This window comes from Rhizobium sp. C1, from assembly GCF_021026335.1.
In the GTDB taxonomy this organism is placed as follows: domain Bacteria; phylum Pseudomonadota; class Alphaproteobacteria; order Rhizobiales; family Rhizobiaceae; genus Ensifer_A.
The window spans coordinates 138,635-164,561 of record NZ_JAJNCY010000008.1; the positions used below are offsets into that span (position 1 = coordinate 138,635).

Here is a 25,927-nt window from a genome sequence, read left to right on the forward strand (position 1 = left end):
CCTCATTGTTCGTTTGCAGGCGGCAAAAGGGCAAGAACCTCGCCGAAGGCGGCGAGGAAGGCGGCGATGTCCGCCTCGGTCGTGTCGGGGCTGACCAGCATCATGTTGTGGAACGGGGTCAGCAGGAAGCCTCGGTTGAGCAGTGCGACATGGAGCGTGCTTTCGAGCATCGCATCCTGCGCCGCGCGGGCTTCCGCCGCATTGCGCACCGGTGCGGAGCTGAAGACGATCTCCAGCCGCGCGCCGACACGAGCCGTGTGCCATGGCAGTCCGTGGTGGGCGATCAGCGCCGAGATGCCTTCGTCCAGCTTTTCCGCGCCGGCCAGCATCTTCTCATAATTGGCCGGCGTCATCAGCTCTTCCAGCGTGGCGCGCACGCAGGCAAGCTGCAGCGCATTGCCCGACAGCGTGGTGCCGATGCCGGAATGGCCGTGCTCGGACTCGGGTCGGGCCGCAAAGAGACGGTCGCTGACCGTCTGGGTCATGCCCCAGACGGCCGCGGGGACACCACCGGCGATGGGCTTGCCGACGACGAAGAGATCGGGCTCCAGATTGTGGACCCGGCCATAGCCGCCCGGACCCGTCGAGATCGTATGCGTCTCGTCGAGCAAAAGCAGCGTTCCGCTCCTGCGGGTCGCCTCGCGCAGGAACGCCCAGAAGCCCTCTTCGGGAAGGATCATGCCGCAATTGGTCATGACCGGCTCGGCAATCACGCAGGCAATGTCGTTGCCGGAAAGGGCTGCTTCGAGAGCGGCCCGGTCGTTGAACGGGATCATCACCGTCGTCTGGCTCGGGTCCTGCACCTGACCGATCAAACTGCGCCGGGCCACCGTCTTGCCGTCGACGAGATCGACCAGCGTATCTTCCGCGGTGCCGTGGTAACAGCCATCGAAGACGAGGATGCGCTTGCGCCCCGTTGCGGCGCGGGCGGCACGCAGTGCGAAACGGTTGGCGTCGCTGGCCGTCACCGCCATCTGCCAGCAGGGCAGACCGAAGCGCTCCTCCAGCAGTTCGCCCACCCGGTCCGCATCGGCCGAGGGCAACATGAAGGTGAGGCCCTTGGCCTCCTGCCGACGGATGGCCTGCATGACGGGAGCGGGCGAATGGCCGAACATCGCGCCAGTGTCGCCGAGGCAGAAATCCACAATGTCGTTGCCGTCGATATCGCGCAGCCGGTTGCCCTGCGCCATGTCGATGACCATCGGAAACGGTTGCGGCCAGTCGCGCATCCAGTGCATCGGCACGCCGCCGGCAAAGCCGCCCCTGGAATTGCGCGTCGACCGGGCAGCCGCAAGCGGGCGGCTCTCGACATAGCGGGTCTTCTCGGCTGTCAGCAGGGCTTCAAGTGCCTCGCCGGCGATGCGCCCGCGTGCCTGCGCCCGGGCCGAAGCTGGATGTGTCATGCGGTTTCCCCCTGTTGCTCAGGCCTGACCGGAGGCGGCGCTGACGCTCCGCATTTCCGCAGGCTGCGTGAAGATTGATTTGCCCAGCAGGTCCATGCCGTCGAGAATGTCGGCCTCGATGGCGAGCTTCAGCCGGGTGACGTCCCGCCGCTCGATGGCGTCGATCGCCATTTCGTGCTTGTCGGTGAGGCGGACGGCGCCGACCGCGCCGTAGACCGTGCGCATGAACGGGCCGAACTGCATCCACACGCTCTCCAGAAGATGCGTCAGCACCTCCGACCGCCCGGCGCGGTAGATCTCGAAGTGGAACGCATGGTTGGAGGCCATGTAGAGTTCGGCATCGCCGATTTGATAGCTTCTGTTGATCTCGTCGTCATGGGCGCGGATGCGCGCCAGTGTCGCCTCATCGATGGCGCCAAGCGCGCGCATCGCGCAGGTGGGCTCAATGAGCAGGCGCGCCTGCATGAGCTGATCGAAGCGATCTGTTGTCATTTCGGGAATGGAAACACGGCGATTGTCATGAACGGTCAGCGCATTTTCTGCCGAAAGCCGCGCGATGGCGGCGCGCATGGGCATGACGCCGACATCGAGGTCTTCGGCCATGGCGCGAAGGCTGATGCCCTTGCCCGGCGGTAGCTTGCCGACGATGAGCGCATGGCGCAGCGTCTGATAGGCGCGGTCCTGCATGGTCTGCTCGGGCCGAACCTCGTCGCCTTCGTCACGCATGCTGGATCACCTTGAGGGACTGGAGCGGCCCTGAGCGCTTATTGTGATCACAATTATTATGAGATGAAACATTTTGCAACGGGTCGCTCGCAGACGACGAGAATCTGCAAGCGTGCCGATATGGACATTAATACCAATAATTTACGGAGTTTTCCCGGTCGCCGGAAAGGGTGCCGCGGTCGGGTGAGGCGTGGCTCCTCTCTGGAATGAGACGATCTGTTTCCGTATGCTTCGCTGGGAAGGAGCTTTTATCGTGATCACGAAAACAGCTTTTTTGGATGGATTGCTGCCCCAAGTCAGACGATCAGCCGCTCGTCCTTCCACAGACGAAAGCCACCTTCAAAGGCAAGCGTATTGTCGCCGCGGCGGCATTTCGGGGGCAATTCGTCGAGCTTTTCGACATTGCCGCCGCCAATGACGACATAATCCGGCTCCAGCGCGGCCGACAGCAATCCGACGATGTCGAACACGCGCTTGCGCCACTTCTTGTCGCCCTTCTTTTCGCGATAGGCCTCGGCGACATAATGCTCGTACGTTTTGCCCTTGCGATAGGGCAGGTGGGCGATCTCCATCGGCTGGGCGACATTCTCGACAATCATCGCCGCGCCAAGCCCGGTGCCGAGGCCGAGAAACAGCATGCGGCCGCCCTCATAGGAGCCGATGGCCTGCATCAGCGCATCGTTGACGACCCGCACGGGGTATCCGAAGGCGCTGGCATAATCGACGCCGACCCAGCCCCCGCCGAGATTGACGGGATCGCGCAGCGGCTTGTCATGGACCACCGGTCCCGGATAGCCCATGGTGATGACGTCGTATGTCATGCCCTCGGCCATGGCCTTGACCGCCGCAACCATCTCGGTGCCGCTCATTGCCTTGCCGCTGTCGACCTTCCTCTCCTCGCCGCCGGCGCTGGAGAGGATTTTCACATGGCTGCCGCCGATATCGATGGCAAGGACGATGCGGTCTGCGCCTTCCGAATTGCGTTTGTTCATGACTGTCTCCCTTGGCGTTCTTGGCGTCAGGCCGGATCGACCCAGCCGCCGGGCGGCGCGAAGTCGTTCATGTCGGATGGCCCCCAGGTTCCGGGCTGGTAGGCCGGCGGCCTGGACTTGTCGTCCAGAATGGGTTCGACGATCCGCCAGGCCAGCTCCGCTGCATCCTGGCGGGTGAAGAGCTGGCGGTCTCCATTCATCGCGTCGCCGATCAGGCGTTCATAGGGCGCCATTTCGCCATGACCGTCATCGACAGCGGCAAGCTCAACGGCTTCGCCGCGCATGCCGACGCCGGGCGTCTTGCGGCGCGCGCCGATGCCGATGGAGATATCCGGTCCCAGCCTGAACCGCACATAATTCCCCTGGGCTGCCTCGACATCGTCAAACAGTGAAACAGGCGGTCGCCTGAAGCGCACCACGACCTCCGTGGCATGCGCGGGCAGGTTCTTGCCGGCGCGAATGTAGAAGGGGACGCCGTTCCAACGCCATGTGCGGATTTGGAAGCGCACGGCGGCAAAGGTCTCCGTGACCGATCCGGCGGCGACGCCGGGCTCGTCCAGATAGCCGTCGAACTGGCCGCGGATCACGTCATCATTGCTGAGCGGCGGCATGGCCTTGAGGATCTGTACCTTCTCGTCGACGAGATCGTCCGATGCGCCGGAAGCCGGCGGCTCCATGGCAAGCAGCAGCAGGACGTTGACCAGATGGTTCTGGATGACGTCGCGGATACAGCCCACATCGTCATAGAACTTGCCGCGCCCCTTGATCCCGAAATCCTCTGCCATGGTGATCTGCACGCTTTCGACATGATCCCGGTTCCAGACCGGCTCCAGGAAGCGGTTGGCAAAGCGGAAGTAGAGGATGTTCTGGATCGCTTCCTTGCCGAGGAAATGATCGATCCGGAAAATCGCATCCTCGTCAAAGACCGCGTGCAGAATCTTGTTGAGGTCCTTCGCAGATTCGAGATTCCGGCCGAAGGGCTTTTCCACCATCAGTCGCGCGCCTTTGGCGATCCCGGCCTTGTCCAGCCCGTCGGCGACGGTTGAAAAGAGGGCGGGCGGGATGGCGAGATAGTAGAGCGGATGTTCGTGTTCGCCCAATGCTCCGCGAAGCTTTTCGAACGTCCCATGGCTTCGGTAGTCGCCTGAGACGTAGACGAGCTGGGACGCAAGCTTTTCAAACACGGCCTCGTCCATGTCGCTGACATGGCTCTGGACGGAATCGCGCGCCCGATCGATCAGCTGCGCGCGCGACCAGTCGTCGAAAGCCACGCCGACAACCGGCGTCTCGAGCGTGCCGCGTTTCACCATGGCGTAGAGCGAGGGGAAAATCATCTTGTGTGCGAGGTCGCCGGTGGCGCCGAAGACCACCAGCACGTCCGATTTCTGTTCGGTCATGATGCTTGAACCTCCGCCTTACTTCGACTTTTCAAGATGGCCGCCGAAGGCGTGGCGCATGGCAGAGAGAACCTTGCCGGAGAACTCGGCTTCACCGCGCGAGGAAAAGCGCTCGAACAGCGCTGACGACAGAACGGGAGCGGGAACTCCGGTCTCGACGGCTGCCTGCAGGGTCCAGCGACCCTCGCCGGAATCGGAGACCCGGCCGCTGTAGGTCTGGAGATGCGGGTCTTCCTTCAGCGCCTCCGCCGTCAGGTCGAGAAGCCAGGAGCCTATGACCGAACCATGCCGCCAGACTTCGGTGACGGCGGCGAGGTCGATGTCGAAGCGGTAGTATTGCGGATTGGCAAGCGGCGCGGTTTCCGCATCGACTGCCCGCTCGCGCGTCCCGGCATTGGCGGCCTTCAGGATGTTCAGCCCTTCGGCATAGGCGGCCATGACGCCATATTCGATTCCGTTATGCACCATCTTGACGAAATGGCCGGCGCCTGCGGGCCCGCAATGGAGATAACCCTTCGGTGCTGTGCCGGTCGCGGGATCGTTTGCGATATTTAGGCCTGCTCCCGGTGCGAGCGAGGCGAAGATGGGGTCGAGCCGCTTCACGGCAGCGTCTGCCCCGCCGATCATCAGCGAATAACCGCGCTCCAGGCCCCAGACGCCGCCAGACGTGCCGGTGTCGATGTAATCGATGCCCTTGACGGCAAATTCCGCGGCGAGGTCGATGGCATCGCGGTAGAAGGAATTACCGCCGTCGATGATGGCGTCGCCCTTTTCGAGCTTTCCGGCAAAATCACGCGCGATCTTCGGCGTGATGGCGGCGGGCAGCATCAGCCAGACGGCGCGCGGCGCGGCGAGCTTGGACACGAGATCGTCGGCAGAACTGGCCCCGGTTGCGCCTTCCTTCACCAGGGCTGCGACATTATCCGGATTGACGTCGAAGACGACGCAATCATGACCGTCCTTCAGGAGGCGCCGCACCATGTTCGCGCCCATGCGGCCAAGCCCAACCATTCCAATCTGCATGTTCAATACTCCGTCTTGTCCGGCCGAAGCCGTTGCTTTATCCGCCGATGCGGATGCTGAAATTTGCGTTCTCCCACTGCCCTGTCTCGAGCCAGAAGAAGGTGAAGTCGATGGCCTGACCTGCTGCTCCGTCCTGCGCCGGCAGGTCAACGAAATGGCTCCCCAGGCCCGTCTCGACTGTCGGAGTGTCGTTGACGGTCGTCCAGCCGTCCAGGCTCCAGCGCACCGTCGCGGAGGCGGCAAGTTCGAGCCGCAGCATCTTGCCGGGGGGAATGACCGAGAGGCGATTGTTGAAGCGCCAGATCCGCAGTTTGGAGACCGTCTTGTCCTTGATGTAGCGTTGCACACCCTGCGGGGGCATGTCGAATACGGCGCCGTCGGCAAGGGAACGCAGGAGCTTGACATGTTCCGAATGGGCCCAGACGAGCGGCATGGCGCTACCGGAGGGGCGGCCGTGGAAGAGTTCATGCTCAGGCAGATCCGGCCCGTTCCAGATCTGTTCGGGGATCAGTCCACCTGCGCCTGCCGACCGCTCGAGCGTGGCAAGCAGGCTTTCCGCCGCGTCACGGCGGCCAGCGGCCAGTTCGTAATGCGCCCGCTCGCCGGCCAGAAGGGGCCACGGTCTGCCGATGCCCGTGCCGTCGAATGGCGCGCCGTCATCATGTTCGCCATAGCCGTCATCATTGTAGCGATACCAGAGCGGACCTTGCGGCAGTTCCACGCGCAGTGAATGGTCGATGGCCTTGATCGTATCGAGAATATGTGGATCGTCCGGCGCCCGCAGGCCGAAGCGCACCAGCGCCAGCGCATCAGGGCTGATCACGGTGTTGGTCGGCAGGATGGCACGGTCGGGCGTCTGGTTGCGGATGGGCGTGTTGCCAGTGGGGCCGGCCGTATCGGTTGCGCCGGGCGCGGCAATCCGCACGTAATAGCCCGAGATGCCGAGCGAGGCACAGAGATCCGTGTCGCCGGAAAAGGTCCATGCCTCGATCTGTTCGTTCCAGCAATCCGCCGTTTCGCGCAGATGGCGGGCAGCGGTTGCATCGCCATCGCGTTCCACCAGATCGGCTGCACCCAGAAGCGCGGCGATTTCCACGGCCAGCGTGAAGGGGCTGTAGCCCGGATCTTCCTCCCATCGGTCCTCGCCGGTCGCCGGTCCGTTGGCGAGAATGTAATTCGCCGCTCTGCGGATCATCGGCATGAATGTCTGAAGGGCATCCGCATCGAGATGGCCATGCCGGTGCAGCATGTCGGCCAGCAGGATGGGGAAGGCGCATTCATCCATCTGCACACCGGGCCAGTAGGGCTTGCCGTCAAGCCAGAGATTCTGCGGCCAGCGGCCGGATGGCTGTTGCACCTCGCGCAGATAGGCAAGGATCGCCAGCGCCTCTTTCCCGTCGCCTGCTGCGAGGAAGCCGCCGGCCGTTTCGACCAGATCGCGCGGCCAGACCAGATGATAACCGCCCAGATCGTCGTCGCCCTTGGAAAAGCCCCACGGGATGGAAAGGCTGGCGACAACAGCGCCATGCCTGTCGGCGGCACGATGGGAGGCGAGAACCGCCGTCGATATGCGATAGGCATTGATCCCGTCATGGGTGTGGCGATCGAGCGGCTGGAGGCCAGCCTGCCAGCTGCGCCAGTTGGAAATGTAGTGCTCGCGGGCCTGAGCGAAGCCGTCGCGAAGACTGTTCAGCGCACAGGTTGCCGCTTCATACTCCGTCTGACCGAAGCCGAGCGCGAGCGTGGCGGTGTTGTGCGCCAGGGTGAATGGGATCTCGCCGGAAAGCGCGACATTTCCATCGTCGGCGCGGCAATATTGCTCGCTCAGCCGGCCGGATTTCCGCAGTTGCTGCCAGCCATCGGAGACGCCGACAAAGCCGGCGCTCACCGCCTGCCATGGCAGGTCGCACACAAGCGCCAGATACCGGGACCGGCCGCTGGCGAAAAGCACCTTGCGGCCCTGGAATTCGCCGATCCAGGCAGAGTTGAGTTGGCCGGCATTGACCAGATGCGGCGCGAGAAGCGCCGTCACGCGGTAGTCGCCAGGCTCTCTCTTCAGCGCGGTAAAGGAGACCTGCTGGAGGACACAGGGGCGGTGCGGGTCGCTCACGATATTTTTTTCGATGCGATAGGCTTCGTCGCGCGCCGTGTTGACGATGGAAAAGGCCGGAATTGCGCCTTCGAAGGGCTGCGTCTGCGACAAGCAGTCTCGCTTCTCCTCGGAGAAATATCCCTCGGGGCCTGTAACGATGAAGCCGAAATCCCGCGTGCAGGCGCTGTCGACGCGGGGATAATAGATTTCGTTCAGGATGCCGTGGCTGAGCGTGAACCAGACCGGGGAGTCTTCCGACAGTGCCGTGCCGACACCGTTCTTCGCGCTGGAGGTCCACCTTGCTTCGATCCCCGGCGCGCCCGGCGCAAAGTCGATCATGCGGCTCATATCAGCATCCTTGCAAACAATGTCGTTTCGAAAAGTCGTTTTCGGCGGGCGCAGGCGGGATTGATTTCGGGACACCACTCGACTGCGTGTCAAAAGACTTGAGACATTTCGGACAACGGGCGGAGGCTCCGATTGTTCCCTGCTAGGGGGTTGAAATTGCAATATTAAATATATTTAACATACCGGCCCGGAGGCGCGGGCGAAGCCTGGCGAGCGTGCCGTCGGCTCATCGCTGACAGGGTTGCTTTTGCCACCCGTTCAGTTCGTTTCCCGCGCGTCTGCATTCCAGCCGCCGCCGAGGGCCACGATCAGGGAGATCGCGGACTGCAGGCGCTGATTGGTGGTCTCCAGCGCCTGCTGCCGGCTTGAAAGGGCCGAGGCCTGTGCGGTGACCACCGCGGTATAGTTTTGCGTGCCGGCCTTGTATTCGTTGAGCGCAATGTCGAGCGCCTGTTGCGAGGCCTCGACCGATTGCGCTTCGATGCCGGCCTGCTGGGCCAGGATGCGCGAGGTCGCCAGCTGATCGTCAACCTGCTGGAAGGCCGTCAGAACTGTCTGGCGATAGGTGGCGACCGCGGCGTCATAGCTTGCCTTTGCGGCTTTCACCTGTGCCTCGGTCAGGCCGCCGTTGAAGAAGGTCTGCGCCAGCGACAGTCCGATGGACCAGACGGGATTGCCGGCTTTCAGGAGATTGCTGGCAACGCCATAGCCGCCGGAAAGCGAGATGTCCGGATAATAGGCGCCCATGCTGACGCCGATGGCAGCATTGGCGGCCTGCATCTTCCGCTCGGCGGCGGCAATGTCGGGCCGCCGCTCCAGAAGGGTCGAGGGCACGGAAACGGGGACTTTCGGCACCGCCCGCGGCAGTGGGCGCGGAGCGATGGAAAGCTCTTCCGGCGGCTTGCCGATCAGCGTGGCGATCGCATGTTCATACTGGGCGCGTGCAACGCCGGTATTGGTCAGGCTCACTCTTGCGGCCAGCAGTTGCGCCTGAGCCGTGATCACGTCGGAGCGCGCTACCGTGCCGGCGGAATGCTGGTTCTGCGCAATCGCCAGAGATTTCTCGTATTCCGAGACGGTGCGGGCAAGCAGATCGTGCATCGCGTCGGTTTCGCGCAGATTGAACAAGGCGGCTGCCAGGGCGGCCTGTTCCGTCAGTCTGGCATTGGCGAGGTCGGCGGCGCTGGCGGCCTCCGTCGCCTTCTGCTCCTCAAGGCCGCGTCGCAGCTTGCCCCAGAGGTCGAGCGTCCAGCCGGCGGTGACATTGGCGGTCGCGGAATTGGCGATCGCCGTCGTCTGGCGGGCGCGGCTCAGGCCGGATGCACCGCTGATCGACGGCCAGACGGCGGCGCGAGCCTCCTCCATCATGGCCTGCGCCTGACGGTAATTGGCTTCGCTGACCTTGAGTGTCTGATTGTTGAGCGTGACCTGGTTTTCCAGCTGGTCGAGCTCTGAATCGTTGAAGATCGTCCACCAGTCGCCCTTCGGGCTGTCGTCGGCAGGGGCGGCCGTGCGCCAGCCCGCCTGTTTCGGCAGTTCCTTGAAGGCTGCCGGCGTCTCGACATTCGGGCGCAGATAGTCGGGTCCGACCATGCTGCATCCGGCAAGCACGGCAGGAATGACGATACCGGCAACAAGTCTCGATCCTCGAGCCTTCATGGTCCTGCCTCCAGGGGCGTTTCATCGATGCGGCCGAAATAGATCCTTTTCCACCAGCGGGATACGAACCTGCTGAAACGGTCGAGGTAGAGGAATACGGCGGGCGTGGTGTAAAGAGTCAAGATCTGGCTGACGATCAAGCCGCCGACCACGGATATCCCCAGCGGATGCCGCAGCTCCGAGCCCTCGCCGGTGCCGAATGCCAGCGGCAGCGCGCCCAAGAGGGCCGCAAAGGTCGTCATCATGATCGGGCGGAAGCGGCGGATGCAGGCCTCGATGATCGCCTCTTTTGGCGTGAGGCCGCTCTTCATCGCCTCCAGCGCGAAATCGATCATCATGATCGCGTTCTTCTTCACGATGCCGATCAGCAGGATCACCCCGATAAAGGCGATGATGTCGAATTCCTGTCCAAAGAGATGCAGCGCCAGCATGGCGCCGACGCTCGCCGAAGGCAATGTCGAGAGGATCGTCAGCGGGTGGATATAGCTCTCGTAGAGCACGCCGAGCACGACATAAATCGCGGTGAGCGCGGCAAGGATGAGCATCGGCTCGTCGGAAAGCTGCTTGCTGAAGGTGCTTGCCGTACCGGCAAAGGAACCCTGCACCGATTTCGGTACGCCGAGGCGGATCATCGCGTCCGAGATGGCGGCCTGCGCTTCCGAGAGCGAATGGCCGGGTGCGAGATTGAAGGAGATGGTCGTCGCGGCGAAAAAGCCCTGATGGTTGACCGAAAGCGGCGTCAGATCCGCCCCATAGCTGGCGAAGGCGGTAAAGGGGATCATCTGCTCCTGGCTGGTCGAGACCGAGGCTCCGGAGGAGGCCGAGCCCTTGCCTGTCGTGGCAATGGAATTGACGGCCTGATTGCGTAGCGCCGTGCTGGCGGCGGCTGCAGCACTATTGCTGGCGCTTGCGCCGCTCGAAAACGCGCCGGCGCTGGTATTCGTCTTCTGCGCGCCCGAGACATTGGCTCCGGATGTCGAGACCCAGAGGTTCTTCAGCGTATCCGGGTTCTGCCAGAACTTGGGCGCAAGCTCCATCACGACATGATATTGGTTGAGCGCGCTGTAGATGGTGGAGACCTGCCGCTGGCCGAAGGCGTCGTAGAGCGTGTTATCCACGGCGCTGAGCGAGAGGCCAAGCCGCGCCACGGCATCGCGGTCTATGGAAACGTTGATCTCACGCCCGGCCTGCTGGCGGTCGGAATTGACGTCCGTCAGGATGTCGATGCCCTGAAGCGCTTGCGTCAGCTTCGGCGCCCACTCGTAAAGCGCCTTGGTGTCATCCGATTGCAGAGTGAATTGATAGGCTGCGTTGCTCTGGCGCCCGCCGGTACGGAAATCGGCCGCCCCTTGCAGGAAGACACGCGCTCCGGCGACATCCGCAAGCTTCGGCCGAAGGCGCTGGGCGACGAGATCGGCCGAAATCTTGCGCTCTGCGAGCGGCTTCAGCGCGGCAAAGATAAAGCCCGAATTGGTCTGTCGGCCGCCGATGACCCCGGCGACGTGATCAATCGCCGGATCGCTTTTGACGATTTCCTGCAATTGCGTGAGCTTGCCCTTCATGGCCTGAAAGGAAATGCTCTGGTCGGCTTGGATGCCGCCGACGAGTACGCCGGTATCTTCGCTGGGGAAGAGGCCGTAAGCGCTGATCGTGAAGAAATAGACGTTCAGAGCCACCGTCGCGACGAGCGACAGGATCACATAGAAACTGTAATTCAGCAGGAAACGCAGCGAGCGGGCATAGCCGTGTTGGACGGCGTTGAAGACCGCCTCTGTGGTGCGATAGAGGCGTCCGTGCTTTTCTTCGCCGACCGGCGGCAGGAGCCGCGCGCACATCATGGGTGTGGCGGTCAGCGACAGCAGCAGCGAGATCATCACGGCCATGGAGAGCGTGACCGCGAATTCATGGAAGAAACGGCCGACAATGCCGCCCATGAAGAGAATGGGCACGAAGACCGCGATCAGCGAGATGTTGATCGACATCAGCGTGAAGCCGACCTCCCGCGCGCCGTCGAAGGCGGCGGTGAGCCTCGATTTGCCCATCTCCATGTGACGGACGATGTTTTCCAGCATGACGATGGCGTCGTCGACGACGAAGCCGGTCGAGATCGTCAGCGCCATCAGCGAGAGATTGTCGAGGCTGGCGCCATCCAGCCACATGGCGGCGAAGGCGCCGATGATGGAAATCGGAACCGCGATGCTGGGGATCAGCGCGGCGCGGACGCTTCGCAGGAAGACAAAGACCACCACGGTCACCAGCAGCACGGAGATCAGAAGCGTCTTTTCCGTGTCGAAGAGCGAGGCGCGAATGGTGGTCGAGCGGTCGAGGCTCAATGTCAGGTCGACATCACCCGGCAGGGCGGCTTGGAGCTGCGGGAGCGAAGACTTGATGAGATCGACCGTCTCGATGATGTTCGCGCCCGGCTGGCGATAGACCTGGAGAAGCACCGCCGGCTTGCCGTCGGCAAGACCCGAGTTGCGCAGGTCCTCGACGCTGTCCTTGACCTCGGCCACGTCAGAGAGCCTCACGCCGGCATTGTTGCGCCAGGCGACGATGAGGTTGCGGTAATCGTCCGCCTTGCTCGCCTGATCGTTGGTATAGAGCTGCAAATGCTGGTCGCCCGGCTCGATCACGCCCTTGGGCGCATTGGCATTCGCCGAGGCGAGCGCTGCGCGGATATCTTCGAGCCCTATGCCGTATTTGAACAGCGGCCCGGGATCGAGCTCGACGCGCACGGCCGGCAGAGACGAGCCGCCGACATCGACCTCGCCGACGCCCTTGATCTGCGACAGCGCCTGCTGAAGGATGTTCGAGGCGACATCGTAAAGCTGGCCCTGCGAACGGTTGGCCGAGGTCAGCGACAGGACCATGATCGGCGCATCGGCCGGATTGCTCTTGTGATAGCTCGGGTTGGAGCGGAGCGAGGCCGGCAGATCGGCGCGCGCGGCGTTGATGGCGGCCTGCACGTCGCGGGCCGCGCCGTTGATATCGCGGTTGAGCCCGAATTGCAGCACGATGCGCGTCGAGCCCTGCGAGGAGGAAGACGTCATTTCGGTGACGTCGGCGATCTGGCTCAGATGTTTCTCCAGCGGGCCTGCGACATCGGCGGCCATGGTGTCGGGGCTTGCGCCGGGCATTTTCGCCGAAACCGAAATGGTCGGCGTGTCGACCTGCGGCAGGGGCGCGACGGGCAATTGCCTGAACGCGACCAGCCCCGCCAGCGCGAAGGCCGCCGAGATCAGCGCCGTTGCCACCGGTCGCCGGATGAAGGGTCCGGAGATATTCATCCCGCAACCCCTATGGCGCTTTCGTCCCGCTGGCCCCGGATGCGGCGCGCAAGTCCCTCGAAGGCGAGATAGATGACCGGCGTGGTGAAGAGGGTGAGAACCTGGCTCACCGCCAGACCACCGACAATGGCGAGGCCCAGCGGATGGCGCAGCTCCGAGCCGACACCGGTGCCGAACATCAGCGGCAGCGCGCCGAACATGGCGGCCATGGTGGTCATCAGGATCGGCCGGAGGCGCAACAGGCAGGCCTGCCGGATCGCCTCGCGCGGCGACTTGCCCTCGTCGCGCTGCGCGACCAGCGCGAAGTCGATGATCATGATCGCGTTTTTCTTCACGATCCCGATCAGCAGCACGATGCCGATGACGCCGATGATATCGAGGCCGGAGCCCGAAAGATCGAGCGCCAGCAGCGCGCCAATGCCGGCGGAGGGCAATGTCGACAGGATGGTGATCGGGTGGACGAAGCTCTCATAGAGGATGCCGAGCACGATATACATCGTGGCGACGGCCGCGAGCAGCAGAAGGATCTCGTTCGACAGCGCCGACTGGAAGGCAGAGGCCGCGCCCTCGAAATGGATGTTGAAGCTCTTCGGCATGTCGAGCTTCGCCACGGCCGCGTCGATGTCTTCGACCGCCTGGCCCAGCGATGCGCCGGGCGCGAGATTGAAGGAGAAGGTGGTGGCCGGCAATTGCCCGATATGTTCGATGGAGAGCGGCGCAGTCTGGTAGCTCAGGCTGGCAATGTTTGACAGCGGCACCTGTCCCGTCGAGGAGGCGGAGGAGGGGAGATAGATGGCATCCAGTCCTTTCGGACTGGTCTGCAACGCCGGATCGACATCGAGAATGACGCGATACTGATTGGCCTGCGTGAAGATGGTCGAGATGATGCGCAGGCCGAAGGCGTCGTAAAGCGCGCTGTCCACCGTGGCCGGCGTGATGCCGAAGCGGGCGGCCGTCGCCCGGTCGATCGTCAGTACGGCGGCGCGGCCCTGCTGCTGCATGTCGCTGGTGATCTCGGCGATCTGCGGGATCTGTTTCAGCTCCGTAAGAAGCTTGGGCTCCCAGGTCTTGAGCGTTGCAAAATCCGGATTGTTTATGGTCAGCTGATATTGCATGGCGCTGGCCGCGGTATCCACGGTCAAATCCTGCACCGGCTGCATGTTGAGCCTTATGCCCGGCACATTTGCCGTTTCATCGCCGATCCGCCGTGCGATGTCGCTGGCCGTCAGCGAACGCTGATCGTGCGGCTTCAGATTGATCAGCACACGGCCGGAGTTCAGCGTCATGTTGGTGCCGTCGACCCCGATGAAGGAGGAGACGGAGGCAACATCCGGGTCCTTCAGCACGGCGTCCACGATCGCCTGCTGGCGATCGGCCATGGCGCTGAAGGAAATGTCCTGCGCAGCCGTGGTAAAGCCCTGGATCAGCCCGGTATCCTGCGTCGGAAAGAATCCTTTCGGGATGGCGATATAGAACCACACGGTGGCGACCAGCGTTGCCAGCGCGACTAGAAGTGTGAGGCCGCGAAAGTCGAGAACGACATCAAGCATGCGGGCATAGTGGCCGATCAACCATTGGAAGAGCCGGCCGCCGCTCGCGTGGTGGCGCGTGCTTCCCTCCGCTTCCGGTTTCAGGAACTTGGCGCAGAGCATCGGCACCAGCGTCAGCGAGACGATGGCCGAAATCGCAATCGTGACCGCGAGCGTCATGGCGAATTCGTGGAACAGGCGCCCCACCACATCGCCCATGAAGAGCAACGGAATCAGAACCGCGATCAGCGAAATCGTCAGTGCGATGATGGTGAAGCCGATCTCGCCGGCGCCCTTGACGGCGGCCTGATAGGGCGTTTCGCCCATCTCCAGATAGCGGGCGATATTCTCGATCATCACGATGGCGTCGTCGACGACGAAGCCGGTCGCGATGGTCAGCGCCATCAGCGAGAGATTGTCGAGGCTGTAACCAAGCTCCACCATGACGGCGAGTGTGCCGACAAGGCTCAGCGGCACGGAGAGGCTTGGGATAAGCGTCGCCGGCAGGTTACGCAGGAAGAGGAAGATGACGAGCACGACGAGCGCGACGGCCAGCGTCAGCTCGAATTCCACATCGGAGACCGACGCGCGGATCGTGACCGTGCGGTCGGTCAGCGGTGTCACATGGACGGAGGCCGGCAGCGTCGCGGTAAGCTGCGGGAGTGCTGCCTTGATCGCATCGACCACGGCAATGACATTGGCGCCGGGCTGGCGCTGGATATTGAGGATGAGGGCGCTTTGCTTGTTCATCCAGGCGGCCAGGCGCGGGTTTTCGGCGGCCTGCTCGACGGTCGCGACATCGGAAAGCCTCACCGGCGCGCCGTTGCGATAGGCAATCACCGAGGAGAGATAATCCTTCGGGTCCTTGATCTGGTCGTTGGCGGTGATCGAGAAGCTTTGCGACTTGCCGTCGAAATTGCCCTTCGGGCCGTTGACGTTGAGATTGGAGATGGTCGAGCGCAGGTCGTCCAGATTGAGCCCGTAGGCTGCAAGCGCCCGCGGATTGGCATGAATGCGGACCGCCGGTCGCTGGCCGCCGGAAATGGAGACGAGGCCGACGCCTGGCATCTGCGACAGTTTCTGACTGAGTTTGGCTTCGATCAGCCCTTCCAGATCCGGTAGCGGCAGAACCGGCGAGGTTATGCCCAGCGTCAGGATCGGCGCGTCGGCAGGATTGACCTTGGCATAGATCGGCGGGGCCGGCAGGTCCGAGGGCAGCAGATTGCCGGCGGCGTTGATGGCGGCCTGAACCTCCTGTTCGGCAATATCGAGCGACAGATCGAGCCCGAAGCGCAGCGTGATGACCGAAGCTCCGGCGCTCGACTGCGAATGCATTTCCGCAAGCGAGGGCATCTGGCCGAACTGCCGCTCCAGCGGCGCGGTGATGGCCGAGGTCATGACCTCTGGGCTTGCGCCCGGATAGAAGGTCTGCACCTGGATCGTCGGATAATCCACCTCCGGCAGGGCGGAAATCGGCAGATAGCGATAGGCGAAGAGGCCGACAAGCACGATGGCGGCCATGAGCAGGGTCGTGGCGATCGGCCGGTCGATGAAGATGCGGGAGGGGTTCGCCACGCCGTCCACGGGTCAGTTCCCGTTCGCCGGAGGTTGCGCCGTCGGTGTCCCATCGGGCGTGTCGCCGCCATGCTTCTTGTGGTGACGCGGCTGGCCATCTGCGCCGGGCGCATCGCCCCCGTTGCCTTCCTTGCGGCCCGCCCAGTCGCCATGCTTGTGCTGGCCCGAATGCTGGCGCTCGCCGCCATTTTGGCCGGCTGTCGGCGCGGGCGCCGCCCCGGCAAGCTGGACCTCCGAACCGTCCCGCAGCTGATCGACGCCATCGATGACGACATGATCGCCAACCGCCACGCCAGAGGCTATCGACACAACGTCGCCCGCGCCCGGACCGAGGGTGACGGGGGTGACCTTCACCTTGTTGTCGCTGCCGACCACGTAGACGTAATTGCCGTTCGCGCCGAGTTGCACCGCCTGCGCCGGCAGCACGACGGCATCCTGCACGGTGTTCACCAGCAGTTTCACATTGACGAACTGGTTGGGAAACAGCGTCTGGTCGGTATTGTCGACGGAGGCGCGCATTTTCAGTGTGCCGGTCGTCGTGTCGATCTGGTTGTTGACCGTATCGAGCCTGCCCTTGGCGATCTCATGCACATTGGCCCGGTCGTTGAGGGTGACGGGCAGCGAGCCAGAAGTTTTCAGGGCCGTCACGATGGATGCTATGGAATCTTCCGGCACCGAAAAAACGACGCCCATCGGCTGCATCTGCGTGATGACGACGATGCCATTGGCATCCCCCGGGGTCACGTAGTTTCCCGGATCGACCTGTCTCAGCCCCGCGAGCCCAGAGATCGGAGAGAGGATGCGCGTATAGCTCAGATTGAGATTGGTCGCGCCGATCTGCGCCTCATCGCTGGCAATCGCTGCCTTATCCTGCTCGACCAGATAGGTCTGGTCGGAGACCTGCTGATTGGAGATGGAATCCTGTTTCGCCAGCGATTGATAACGCTTCAGGTCGTTTTCGGCCTGGTCGAGCGCGGCGCTGTCCTTGGCGAGCAGCGCCTGCTGTTGTTTCAAGGTCGCCTGAAAGGGACGCGGGTCGATATTGGCGATCGGATCGCCGGCTTTCAGCATCGTGCCTTCGGTGAAGGCCACCGATTGCAGGGTGCCGGACACCTGGCTCTTCACGGTGACGGTGGCGAGCGGCGTGACCGTGCCGAGCGCATCAATATAGATCGGGATATCGCCCCTGGTCGCAATAGCTTCCCGCACGGTTTGCGGCCCGTTGCGGAAATAGCGGCCCCGGCCGTCATGTTTGCTTGGCTGCGCTCCGAAATAGTGCCAGGCCGCCCATCCCGATGCGAAGAGGCCAACGGTCACGAGCAGGCGCGTCACGAGCCGCCCGGTCTTCGAGGTGGCGCCGCGCGCCTGTGTGGGATCGGAATCTGAGGTCATGTGCCTGATACACTTTAAGATGTGGCGGCCCGGTAAGCGTGGATGAGCTGTACAAAGCCGCCACACGGCCGGCAAATTAAATAAAATTAAGTCGTTGCGAAAACCGTCCGGCAGGATCCTCATCAAAAGCCCTGTTCGTCAAGGGCGAGACGAAGGGTTGAGCACAGTTGCTCCTGCTCCGCCGGGCTTTCGGAGGTTGTGCGGCTGTTATGTCGGTCTGGCTGGAGGGGTGCGTCCGGCGCGGTTACGCGTCTTCCACGCCCATACGCCGGAGCGCCGTCTCATAAGCGGTGGCGGCGCGCAGAATATGGCTGCTGAGCGTCGTGACGATCTTGTCGATATGGCCGGCTTCGAAGCTCTCGATGATCTGGAGATGCTCCTCGAATGACGTCACCTGTTCGTTCTCCTGCCCGGCAGACAGATGGGCGCGCAGCGCAGCCACGCGGCCTGATATGGAATGATAGGCATTGGCCAGATAGCTGTTGTTGCAATGCGCGAAGAAGGCCTCGTGGAAACGTGTATCCGCCCGCGCATAGGCCTTGCCGTCCTCTTCGGTCCGCGCCTGGCGCATGTCTTGTGTCGCAGCGCGCAGGTCGGCCAGGGTCGCTTCTGCCGCGAATGTCAGACTCCTGCGCACGGCCTCCAGTTCAAGCACAAGCCGGAAGGAGGCGAGCTGTTCGGCATCGGCCAGGGTGGGCTTGAACACAAACGTCCCCTTCTTGGGAACGATCACGACAAGCCCCTGCATCTGGAGCCGGGCGAGAGCCTCGCGCATCGGTGTGCGGCTGACGCCCATCGACAGGCCGACCCCGTCCTCGGGCAGCGCCTGGCCGAAGGCTAGCTCCGCGTTCACAATCGCATCGCGAATGCGCTCTTCGACAATGGCGGAAAGCGACTTCGGGAGATCGATTTGAAGTTTGGGCAACATAGGCATCCGGCCTTTCGACTGCGCTTCGCCGCGACAGGTCACGACGACACCCTGTGTACAGGACTTCGCGCCGTGCGCAAAGATAGAGAATCATAGGTACGGTATCCAAGGTACAATATTCTTGATTTATGAAAAGGACAGTGCTAGTCGATGTGGCGTGGGGCGACATCTCGCCCGGGGGAGCAGATCAAAATGAGCAAGAACGCCGCCGGCATGGAGCCGGTCCGCCTGGCGCAACCGGCATCCGCCGGACTTCCGGATGCCGTGTCGTCGCGCCTGAGCGCGCTGCTCGGCCCGCGCTTCTCCATGAAGCCGGCCGACCGGGAACATCATGGCAAGGGCGAAAGCTATCATGCCGTGCAGGCTCCCGATGCCGTGTGCTTCGCCCAGAGCACGGAGGAAGTCTCCGAGATCGTGAAGATCTGCGCCGCAGCCGACGTTCCCGTGATTCCCTTTGGTGCGGGCACCTCGCTTGAGGGGCATGTCAGTGCCGTCAGGGGTGGGGTCAGCCTCGATCTCAGCCGGATGACGCAGATCATCGCCGTTCGTCCGGAAGATCTGGACGTCACCGTCGAGGCCGGCGTGACGCGCCATCAGCTGAATGCCTATCTGCGCGATACCGGCCTCTTCTTCCCCGTCGATCCCGGTGGCGAAAGCACGCTGGGCGGCATGGCGGCGACGCGCGCCTCGGGCACCAATGCGGTGCGCTACGGCACGATGCGCGAGAATGTCGTTTCGCTCACGGTCGTTCTGGCCGATGGGCGGGTGATCCGCTCCGGCAGCCGCGCGCGCAAATCATCCGCAGGCTATGATCTCACCCGCCTTTTCGTCGGCTCGGAAGGCACGCTGGGCATCATCACCGAATTGACGGTGCGGCTCTATGGTATTCCGGAAATGGTGTCCGCGGCCATCTGTCCGTTCGGCACGATCGATGAAGCGGTGGCGACGGTGGTCGGCATCATCCAGTGCGGCATTCCGATCGCCCGCGTCGAGCTGATGGATACCCGCACCATTCAGGCCAGTAACCGTTATTCGGGGCTCTCCTACCAGGAGACGCCAACCTTGTTCATGGAATTCCACGGGTCTGCCGCCGGCGTTGCCGAGCAGGTGGCGTTCGCCCGCGACATGGCGGAGCAGAACGGCGCGCTGGCCTTCGAAAGCGCCGATGACGCCGATACGCGAAGCCGCCTGTGGAAGGCGCGCCACGACGTGCATTATGCGGTTCAGGCAATGCGCCCGAACGGTCGGGTCTGGAGCACGGATGTCTGCGTGCCGATTTCGGCGCTCGGCCCCTGCATCGTCGAGACGCAGAAGGATGTCGAGGCGGCCTCGTTCTTCATCTCGACCGTCGGCCATGTCGGTGACGGCAACTTCCATCTCGGCCTCGTCATCGATCCCTCGAGCCCCGCCGAGCTTGCGGAAGCGAACGCGCTGAACGATCGCCTCGTCCGGCGCGCCATCGCCTTCGGCGGCACCTCAACCGGTGAGCACGGCGTCGGCACAGGCAAGATCAAGTTCATGGATCTGGAACATGGCGCAGGCGTCGATGTAATGCGGGCCATCAAGGCCGCGCTGGATCCGCAGGGCATTCTCAATCCGGGTAAAATCATTCCGGAAGCCCAATAAAACCATTGTCAGGCAGAGCGCCTGAACTATCAACACAGACAACCGGGAGGAACCAATGTCTGATCTGCTGTCACTGTCCCGCCGCACCTTCCTGAAGGGCGCTGCCGCCGCCACGCTCGGCGCAACGCTTGCTGCGCCGGCGCGCGCGGCCCGCGCCATCAAGCTGCGCGTTTCGTCATCCGCGCCGCCGGAGCGTTTCGGCTCGCATTATCTCTGGTTCAAGCCTTTCCAGGATGAATTGCAGCGGCGCGTCGGCGACAAGATCGTTCTGGAATATTTCCCTAACGGCCAGCTCGGCAAAGAGGCCGACGTGGTCAACCAGGTTCGCGCCGGCTCGGTCGACATGATCCTGACCGGCACGTCGATCTGGGCCAATCTCGTGCCCGAATTCGGACTGCTCGACCTCGGCTTCCTTTTCCAGAGCTATGACCACTGCGCCAAGGCGCTGGACGCCGGCGTCGGTGCGGCCTACGACAAGATGCTGCAGGAGCGCACGGGCGTCAGCGTTCTCGGCTGGGGCTTCCAGGCCGGTTCGCGCAGCATCTACACCAAGAAGAAGATCACTTCCGTTGCCGAACTGCATGGCGTGAAGCTGCGCGTTCTCCCGACGAAGGCCTTCATCGACACGTTCAACATCATCGGTGCCACGCCGACGCCGATCCCGATCAACGAATGCTACACGGCCGCCCAGACGGGTGTTGTCGATGGCATGGAGCACGATCCGGGCACGGTTCTCGCCTACAAGTGGGACGAAGTGGTGAAGTACGGCTTCCTCACGCGCCATATCTATACGCCGCTTCTGTCCTATATCGGCAAGACCGGCCTTTCGAAGATCCCGGACGAGCACAAGAAGGACTTCATGGAAGCTGCCGCCTTCGCAACGGCCTCCATCCGTGCCGAAGCGCCGAAGGTCGAGGCGGAAGCCATGGACAAGCTCAAGGCCAAGGGGCTCGAATATACTGAAGTGCCGAAGGCTGAGCTCGAGGATCTGCGCAAGCGGATGGCGAGCGAACTCTACCCGGCCTTCCTGAAGCAATACCCGTCCACCGAACCGATGTTCAAGACGATCACGGATCTGGCTGCTGCGCAGTAAAGCGCAGCGCATCGCGCGAGGTGTGCCATGGAAGTTCTATCATCTACCGAAGCGGGGGCGTTCAGGCCTGCGGTCGCAACCGAAAAGCTGAACGAGCGCGTTCTGGCGCTGATCGAATATCTGGGTGGGGCGCTCCTCGCGCTCGATGTGGCGATCGTCTTTGCCTCGGTCGTCGCGCGCTATTTCTTCCATGAACCCTTCGACTGGGCGGAAGAAGTTGCCAGCGGCCTGATGTCGACGATGATTTTCCTGGGGGCGGCGTCCGCCATCGGGCGCTCCAACCATATCGGCATCGATATCGTCGTGGCGCTGTTTCCAAAACGCTGGCGGAGCTTCCTTGATGCGCTCGGCTCCTGGCTGACGACGATCATCTCCGTCGCGCTCTGCTATGGGGTCTATGCGCTCCTTCTCGACACGCACGGGCAGACGACCTCGACCGGACTGCCGCGCTGGTGGTTCACCGTGCCGGTGTTCATCGGCACGATCTTCATGGCGCTGCTGGCGATCCTGCATGCCTTGCGCGGTCCCGCCCGGGCGACCTTCTCGGCCTTTCTGGTCTGCGTTGCCATTGCCGTTGTCGGCTATTATCTCAATACGACGCTGGAAGACGGGCTCTCGCCGCTTGGCATGCTGGCGGCCGGCGCGATTGCCGGAATTCTGCTCGGGACGCCGATCGCGTTTGCGCTCGCCTTCGGAGCCCTGATCTACTTCCTGCTTGACCCGTCCCTGCCGGTCTTCGTCTGGGCTCAGCAGGTGACCTCGGGCGCCGAGCATTTCGTGCTCCTTGCGATCCCCTTCTTCGTGCTCGCCGGGCTGACGATGGAAGTCAACGGCATGTCCTCGCGCCTGATCGAGCTGCTTCTGCGCTGCTTCGGTCATGTCCGCGGCGGGCTGAACATCATCGTCATCCTCGCCACCGCGCTGTTCTCCGGCGTGTCCGGGTCGAAATTCGCGGATATCGCTGCGGTCGGTGGCGTCATCATGCCGGCCGTTCGCAAGACGGAAGGCGACGAGAACGAAACGGCGGGACTTCTGGCCTGCACGGCCGTGATGGCGGAAGCCATTCCGCCTTGCGTCAATCTCATCATTTTCGGCTTCGTCTCCAATATCTCGATCGGCGGCCTCTTCATGGCCGGGATCATGCCGGCGATCGTCATGACGATCGGTCTGCTCGTCGTCGCGATCTATGCGGGCAAAAAGATCGATCTGGAAAAGGTCTTCACGGCGGATTCGCCGCGTCGTCCGCTGCCGGCGCTCATTGTCGGCGCAGGCCTGACGCTGGCCATGATCATCATGATCGGCCGCGGTGTTGCCACCGGGATTGCGACATCGACGGAAATTTCCGCCTTTGCCGTGGTCTACGCCTTTGTCATCGGCGCGGTCTTCTTCCGCGAACTCACCTGGCGGGCGACCATCGGGCTGTTCATGCGGGCTGCCGCCATGACAGGCAGCATTCTCTTTATCGTGGCTGCCGCCTCGAGCCTGTCCTATGCGTTGACCATCGAACGCATTCCGGACCAGATTTCCTCGGTCATGGTCGATTTCGGTCATCACTATGGCGCGCTGTCGCTCATGCTGATCTGCGTCGGCATCATGATCTTCTTCGGCATGGTGCTGGAAGGCGCGCCGGCCATGATCCTCTTCGGGCCGCTGCTGACACCAATCGCCACGCAGTTCGGCATCGACCCGCTGCAATTCGGAATCGTCATGGTGGTGGCCATGGGCTTCGGCCTGTTCGCGCCGCCCATCGGGGTCGGCCTCTTCGTCACCAATGCGATGACGGGCACGAAGATGCACAATGTCGCCCGGCCGATGATGAAATATCTGGCCGTGATCGCGATCTCCCTGATCGTTCTGTCGGTCTTCCCGGAAATCTCGCTGTGGCTTCCGCGTTATACGGGGGTGAGCCAATGATCGTCAGGACGGCCTTTTTCGAAGGCTCGGTGAAGCCGGGCTCCGAGGCGGAGTTCGAGGATATTCTCGGCAACATTCTCCTGCCGCTCTGGCGGCAGTTTCCGGGCAATCTCGGCGTTCAGCTCCTGCGGCCGAGGGCACCGGACGCGGATGCGCCGGCCTATGCCGTGGTGCTGGCGACGACCTATCCGGATCAGGCGACGCTGGATCGGGCGCTCGCATCGGATATCCGCGAACAGACCCGCGTCCCGACGGAGCGCCTGAAGGCGATCTTCGAGGGACGGGTTTTCCATATCACGTTTGACAATCAGGCAGCGACAGAGGCGGCCTGACCCCGCGACCTGCTGCCGAAAGACATAGGCAGGCGCAACACCGGTTTGCGGAAGGAGTGATTTCTTGAAGAATGCCGCCGAACGACTTCGCGCCGAAATCCAGACCGGCAAACTGCTTCAGGCCCCGGGTGCGCCGGACGCGCTGACGGCGCGCCTGGTCGAAATGGCCGGCTTCCCGGCAGTCTACATGACCGGTTTCGGGGCCACGGCCTCGCGCCTTGGTCTTCCCGACATCGGCCTGCTCAGCCAGACCGAGATGACGACACATGGGCGCGACATGGTGCGCGCCGTCGATATTCCGGTGATTGCGGACGCCGATACCGGCTATGGCGGCCCGGCTAATCTCCGGCGCACGGTCGAGGAATATATTCAGGCCGGCGTCGCCGCCATCCATCTCGAAGACCAGCAGTTGCCGAAACGCTGCGGCCAGCGCGCCGGGGTGCGGGTCATTTCGGCGGATGAGAACGTCCGCCGCCTGCGCTGCGCCATCGAGGCGCGGGGCGCTCATCCGCTGATGATCATCGCCCGGACCGATGCGATCCAGAGCGAGGGGGTCGAGGAAGCCATTCGCCGGGCAAAGCTCTATCAGGATGCCGGCGCGGATCTGGTCTTTGTCGACGGGATCAAGAAGGTCGCTGAGGTGGAGGCGGTGTCGAAAGGTGTCGCGGGCCCCAAGGTTGTGAGCATTGTCGATGGCAACGAAACGACGGCCCTGACGGCGAAGGACCTCGAGGACCTGGGCTTCAATGTCGCCTTCTATGCGCTCTCGGCGCTCTTTTCGGCGGTCAAGGCTGTGCGGGATACGCTGGACGTGCTGAAGGCTGAAGGTACTCCGAAAGCCCGTGCGGCCCATATGGTCACCTATGCCGAGTTCAGCGCCGTGACCGGGCTGGCGGATTACGACGCGCTCGACGACCGCTTCGGCTGGCCGGAACAGCGATAGCGGCGGCGGCGCAGATGCGCCGCAAAAGAATTTACGCGATTTCAGCAGGATAGAGAGACCCCGCTTGGCATACCCTTGCCACATTGCGGGGCTCTTGCCGTTGCGGTTTCAGACCTGGTGTGCCGCTGTCATCTTCGCCGCCCGCAAGGCGAGACCATGGGGTCCTCCCGCTGCTGAAGGCAGCATGACGCCGTTTCGGACGTCTATTTCAGCATTTTTTACAGAACAGCTTTCGGTTCGTCAGAGTCCAATTCTGGTTCGCTCTTCTCCAAGCCATCGTCCGCCAAACCGAAATAAATATGATAAAAATAGTCAAGTTTATCCCCGTCTTCTGGCCTGGCCGGCGCGGCGTAGAGAGGTTCATCAGACAATGGGTTCATCGAAAGTGGCGGTGCTCGATCTATCCGGAACCGGCGCCGCTTTGCTCAAAAACAAGATCTATCCCATTCTGGGCGGACTCTATCTCGCGCAGGGCATTCCAACCTATCTGCTGCTCGTCGCCCTGCCGCCGATGATGCGCGAAGGCGGTGCGTCGCGAACCGCCATCGGGCTGTTTTCGCTTCTGATGCTGCCGCTCGTCCTGAAGTTCGCGGTTGCGCCTTTCGTGGATCGTTTTGCGCTCGTGCCCTTTCTCGGTCATCGCCGCGGCTGGATCATCCCCACGCAGCTGCTGGTGAGCCTCGGCATCGCCGTCATGGCCTTCGTCGAGCCGCACCAGACGGGTACGCTTTTTGTGGTCGCGCTGTTCATCACGCTGCTGTCATCGGTGCAGGACATTGCAACGGATGGCTTTGCGGTGCGCCGTCTGACGGCTCAGACGCGCGCGCTTGGCAATGCCATACAGGCCGGAGCGGTTGCGCTCGGTGTGATCATCGGCGGAACCTCGGCGCTCGTGCTTTATAGCAAGATCGGCTGGACGGCGACCATTCTGACCGTTGCCGCTCTGTCGCTGCTGCCGCTGATTGCCGCCTTCTGGATGGATGAGGCCGCACCGCTCGAGAGGCCCAAAGGTGAAACAAAGGCGCGGATAGGCCTGCTGCAATTCTTCCGTCGGCCAAACGCATGGCTGATCCTGGCGTTTGCCCTGAGCTATCGCGCCAGCGAAGGGCTGGTGCGTGGCATGGAAGGGACCTATCTCGTCGACATCAAGGTTCCGACCGAGTGGATCGGTTATGTTTCGGGTGCGGCGGCGGCCACGGCCGGTCTTCTGGGCGCTGCCGTTGCCGCCCTGATCATCCGCAAGGCGGGGCTTCCGGCGACGCTCATCCTGCTCGGCGGGTTGCGCAGCCTGTGCTTTCTGGCCTTCGCGCTCAACGCCTTTGGCATCTGGCCGGGCATCGCCGTGGCGCTTTCGGCCTCGGCCTTCCAGACATTCATCCGCTACATGGAGCTTGTCGCGATCTATTCCTTCTTCATGGCCTCGTCCTCCGACAGCCAGCCGGGCACGGATTTCACCCTGCTAAGCTGCGCGGAACTGGTCATCTATCTCATCGGCGCGTCGGTTGCCGGCTATGTCGCCGACAAACTCGGCTTCCCCGCCCTTTTCACGATCTCCACGCTCATCTCGGTTCTCGGTGTCGGGCTTTCGGTCTGGATCCTCGGGAAGATGAAGCCTGACGCTGCGGCGGCGCCAGCCGCCGGTTGAGCCCTCACGTCCTTATTGAAACC

17 protein-coding genes are annotated in these 25,927 nt (G+C 62.9%); 6 read left to right on the forward strand and 11 right to left on the reverse strand.

Going from position 1 to position 25,927, the window contains the following annotated elements; genetic code table 11:
- Window positions 1-2 precede the first annotated feature (2 nt).
- From LQK83_RS16905 to LQK83_RS16955, 11 genes are all read right to left on the reverse strand, one after another.
- Window positions 3-1,403 carry a transaminase gene (locus LQK83_RS16905; protein ID WP_230838571.1) on the reverse strand — a complete coding sequence of 467 codons (1,401 nt, stop codon included), beginning with the start codon at window positions 1,401-1,403 and terminating at the stop codon, window positions 3-5.
- Window positions 1,404-1,421: 18 nt separating this feature from the next.
- Window positions 1,422-2,129 carry a GntR family transcriptional regulator gene (locus tag LQK83_RS16910; protein ID WP_230838572.1) on the reverse strand — a complete coding sequence of 236 codons (708 nt, stop codon included), beginning with the start codon at window positions 2,127-2,129 and terminating at the stop codon, window positions 1,422-1,424.
- 296 nt (window positions 2,130-2,425) lie between these two features.
- A complete protein-coding gene (locus LQK83_RS16915) occupies window positions 2,426-3,121 on the reverse strand; it encodes an ROK family protein (protein ID WP_230838573.1) in 696 nt (231 codons plus the stop codon).
- 26 nt (window positions 3,122-3,147) lie between these two features.
- Window positions 3,148-4,518, reverse strand: a complete 1,371-nt coding sequence (gene zwf / locus LQK83_RS16920; protein WP_230838574.1) for a glucose-6-phosphate dehydrogenase — start codon at window positions 4,516-4,518, stop codon at window positions 3,148-3,150.
- Window positions 4,519-4,536: 18 nt separating this feature from the next.
- Window positions 4,537-5,541 carry a phosphogluconate dehydrogenase (NAD(+)-dependent, decarboxylating) gene (gnd, locus tag LQK83_RS16925; RefSeq protein ID WP_230838575.1) on the reverse strand — a complete coding sequence of 335 codons (1,005 nt, stop codon included), beginning with the start codon at window positions 5,539-5,541 and terminating at the stop codon, window positions 4,537-4,539.
- A gap of 37 nt (window positions 5,542-5,578) precedes the next feature.
- Window positions 5,579-7,981 carry a glucan 1,4-alpha-glucosidase gene (locus LQK83_RS16930; protein WP_230838576.1) on the reverse strand — a complete coding sequence of 801 codons (2,403 nt, stop codon included), beginning with the start codon at window positions 7,979-7,981 and terminating at the stop codon, window positions 5,579-5,581.
- Window positions 7,982-8,239: 258 nt separating this feature from the next.
- Window positions 8,240-9,640, reverse strand: coding sequence for an efflux transporter outer membrane subunit (locus LQK83_RS16935; protein ID WP_230838577.1), 1,401 nt, complete (start codon window positions 9,638-9,640; stop codon window positions 8,240-8,242).
- Window positions 9,637-12,927 carry an efflux RND transporter permease subunit gene (locus LQK83_RS16940; protein ID WP_230838578.1) on the reverse strand — a complete coding sequence of 1,097 codons (3,291 nt, stop codon included), beginning with the start codon at window positions 12,925-12,927 and terminating at the stop codon, window positions 9,637-9,639. The genes LQK83_RS16935 and LQK83_RS16940 overlap by 4 nt, the downstream gene beginning before the upstream one ends.
- The gene (locus tag LQK83_RS16945) at window positions 12,924-15,977 is read right to left on the reverse strand and encodes an efflux RND transporter permease subunit (protein ID WP_230838628.1); all 3,054 of its coding nucleotides are present in this window, start codon (window positions 15,975-15,977) and stop codon (window positions 12,924-12,926) included. The genes LQK83_RS16940 and LQK83_RS16945 overlap by 4 nt, the downstream gene beginning before the upstream one ends.
- Before the next feature lie 66 nt (window positions 15,978-16,043).
- A complete protein-coding gene (locus tag LQK83_RS16950; protein ID WP_230838579.1) occupies window positions 16,044-17,423 on the reverse strand; it encodes an efflux RND transporter periplasmic adaptor subunit in 1,380 nt (459 codons plus the stop codon).
- A 244-nt stretch (window positions 17,424-17,667) separates the two neighbouring features.
- Window positions 17,668-18,348: a GntR family transcriptional regulator gene (locus LQK83_RS16955; RefSeq protein WP_230838580.1), complete on the reverse strand. Its 681-nt coding sequence runs from the start codon at window positions 18,346-18,348 to the stop codon at window positions 17,668-17,670.
- Between the two features lie 195 nt (window positions 18,349-18,543).
- Here LQK83_RS16955 and LQK83_RS16960 point away from each other — a divergent pair, with 195 nt between their 5' ends.
- The 6 genes from LQK83_RS16960 (at window position 18,544) to LQK83_RS16985 (ending at window position 25,904) form a co-directional block, all read left to right on the forward strand.
- Window positions 18,544-19,977 carry an FAD-binding oxidoreductase gene (locus LQK83_RS16960; protein WP_230838581.1) on the forward strand — a complete coding sequence of 478 codons (1,434 nt, stop codon included), beginning with the start codon at window positions 18,544-18,546 and terminating at the stop codon, window positions 19,975-19,977.
- Window positions 19,978-20,032: 55 nt separating this feature from the next.
- A complete protein-coding gene (locus tag LQK83_RS16965; protein WP_230838582.1) occupies window positions 20,033-21,070 on the forward strand; it encodes a TRAP transporter substrate-binding protein in 1,038 nt (345 codons plus the stop codon).
- Between the two features lie 27 nt (window positions 21,071-21,097).
- Window positions 21,098-22,984 carry a TRAP transporter large permease gene (locus LQK83_RS16970; protein ID WP_230838583.1) on the forward strand — a complete coding sequence of 629 codons (1,887 nt, stop codon included), beginning with the start codon at window positions 21,098-21,100 and terminating at the stop codon, window positions 22,982-22,984.
- Window positions 22,981-23,316 (forward strand): antibiotic biosynthesis monooxygenase, encoded by a 336-nt coding sequence (locus LQK83_RS16975; RefSeq protein WP_230838584.1) that lies wholly within the window; start codon window positions 22,981-22,983, stop codon window positions 23,314-23,316. The genes LQK83_RS16970 and LQK83_RS16975 overlap by 4 nt, the downstream gene beginning before the upstream one ends.
- Window positions 23,317-23,380: 64 nt before the next feature.
- Window positions 23,381-24,259: an isocitrate lyase/PEP mutase family protein gene (locus LQK83_RS16980; RefSeq protein ID WP_230838585.1), complete on the forward strand. Its 879-nt coding sequence runs from the start codon at window positions 23,381-23,383 to the stop codon at window positions 24,257-24,259.
- 370 nt (window positions 24,260-24,629) lie between these two features.
- The gene (locus LQK83_RS16985) at window positions 24,630-25,904 is read left to right on the forward strand and encodes a RhtX/FptX family siderophore transporter (protein WP_230838586.1); all 1,275 of its coding nucleotides are present in this window, start codon (window positions 24,630-24,632) and stop codon (window positions 25,902-25,904) included.
- Window positions 25,905-25,927 lie beyond the last annotated feature (23 nt).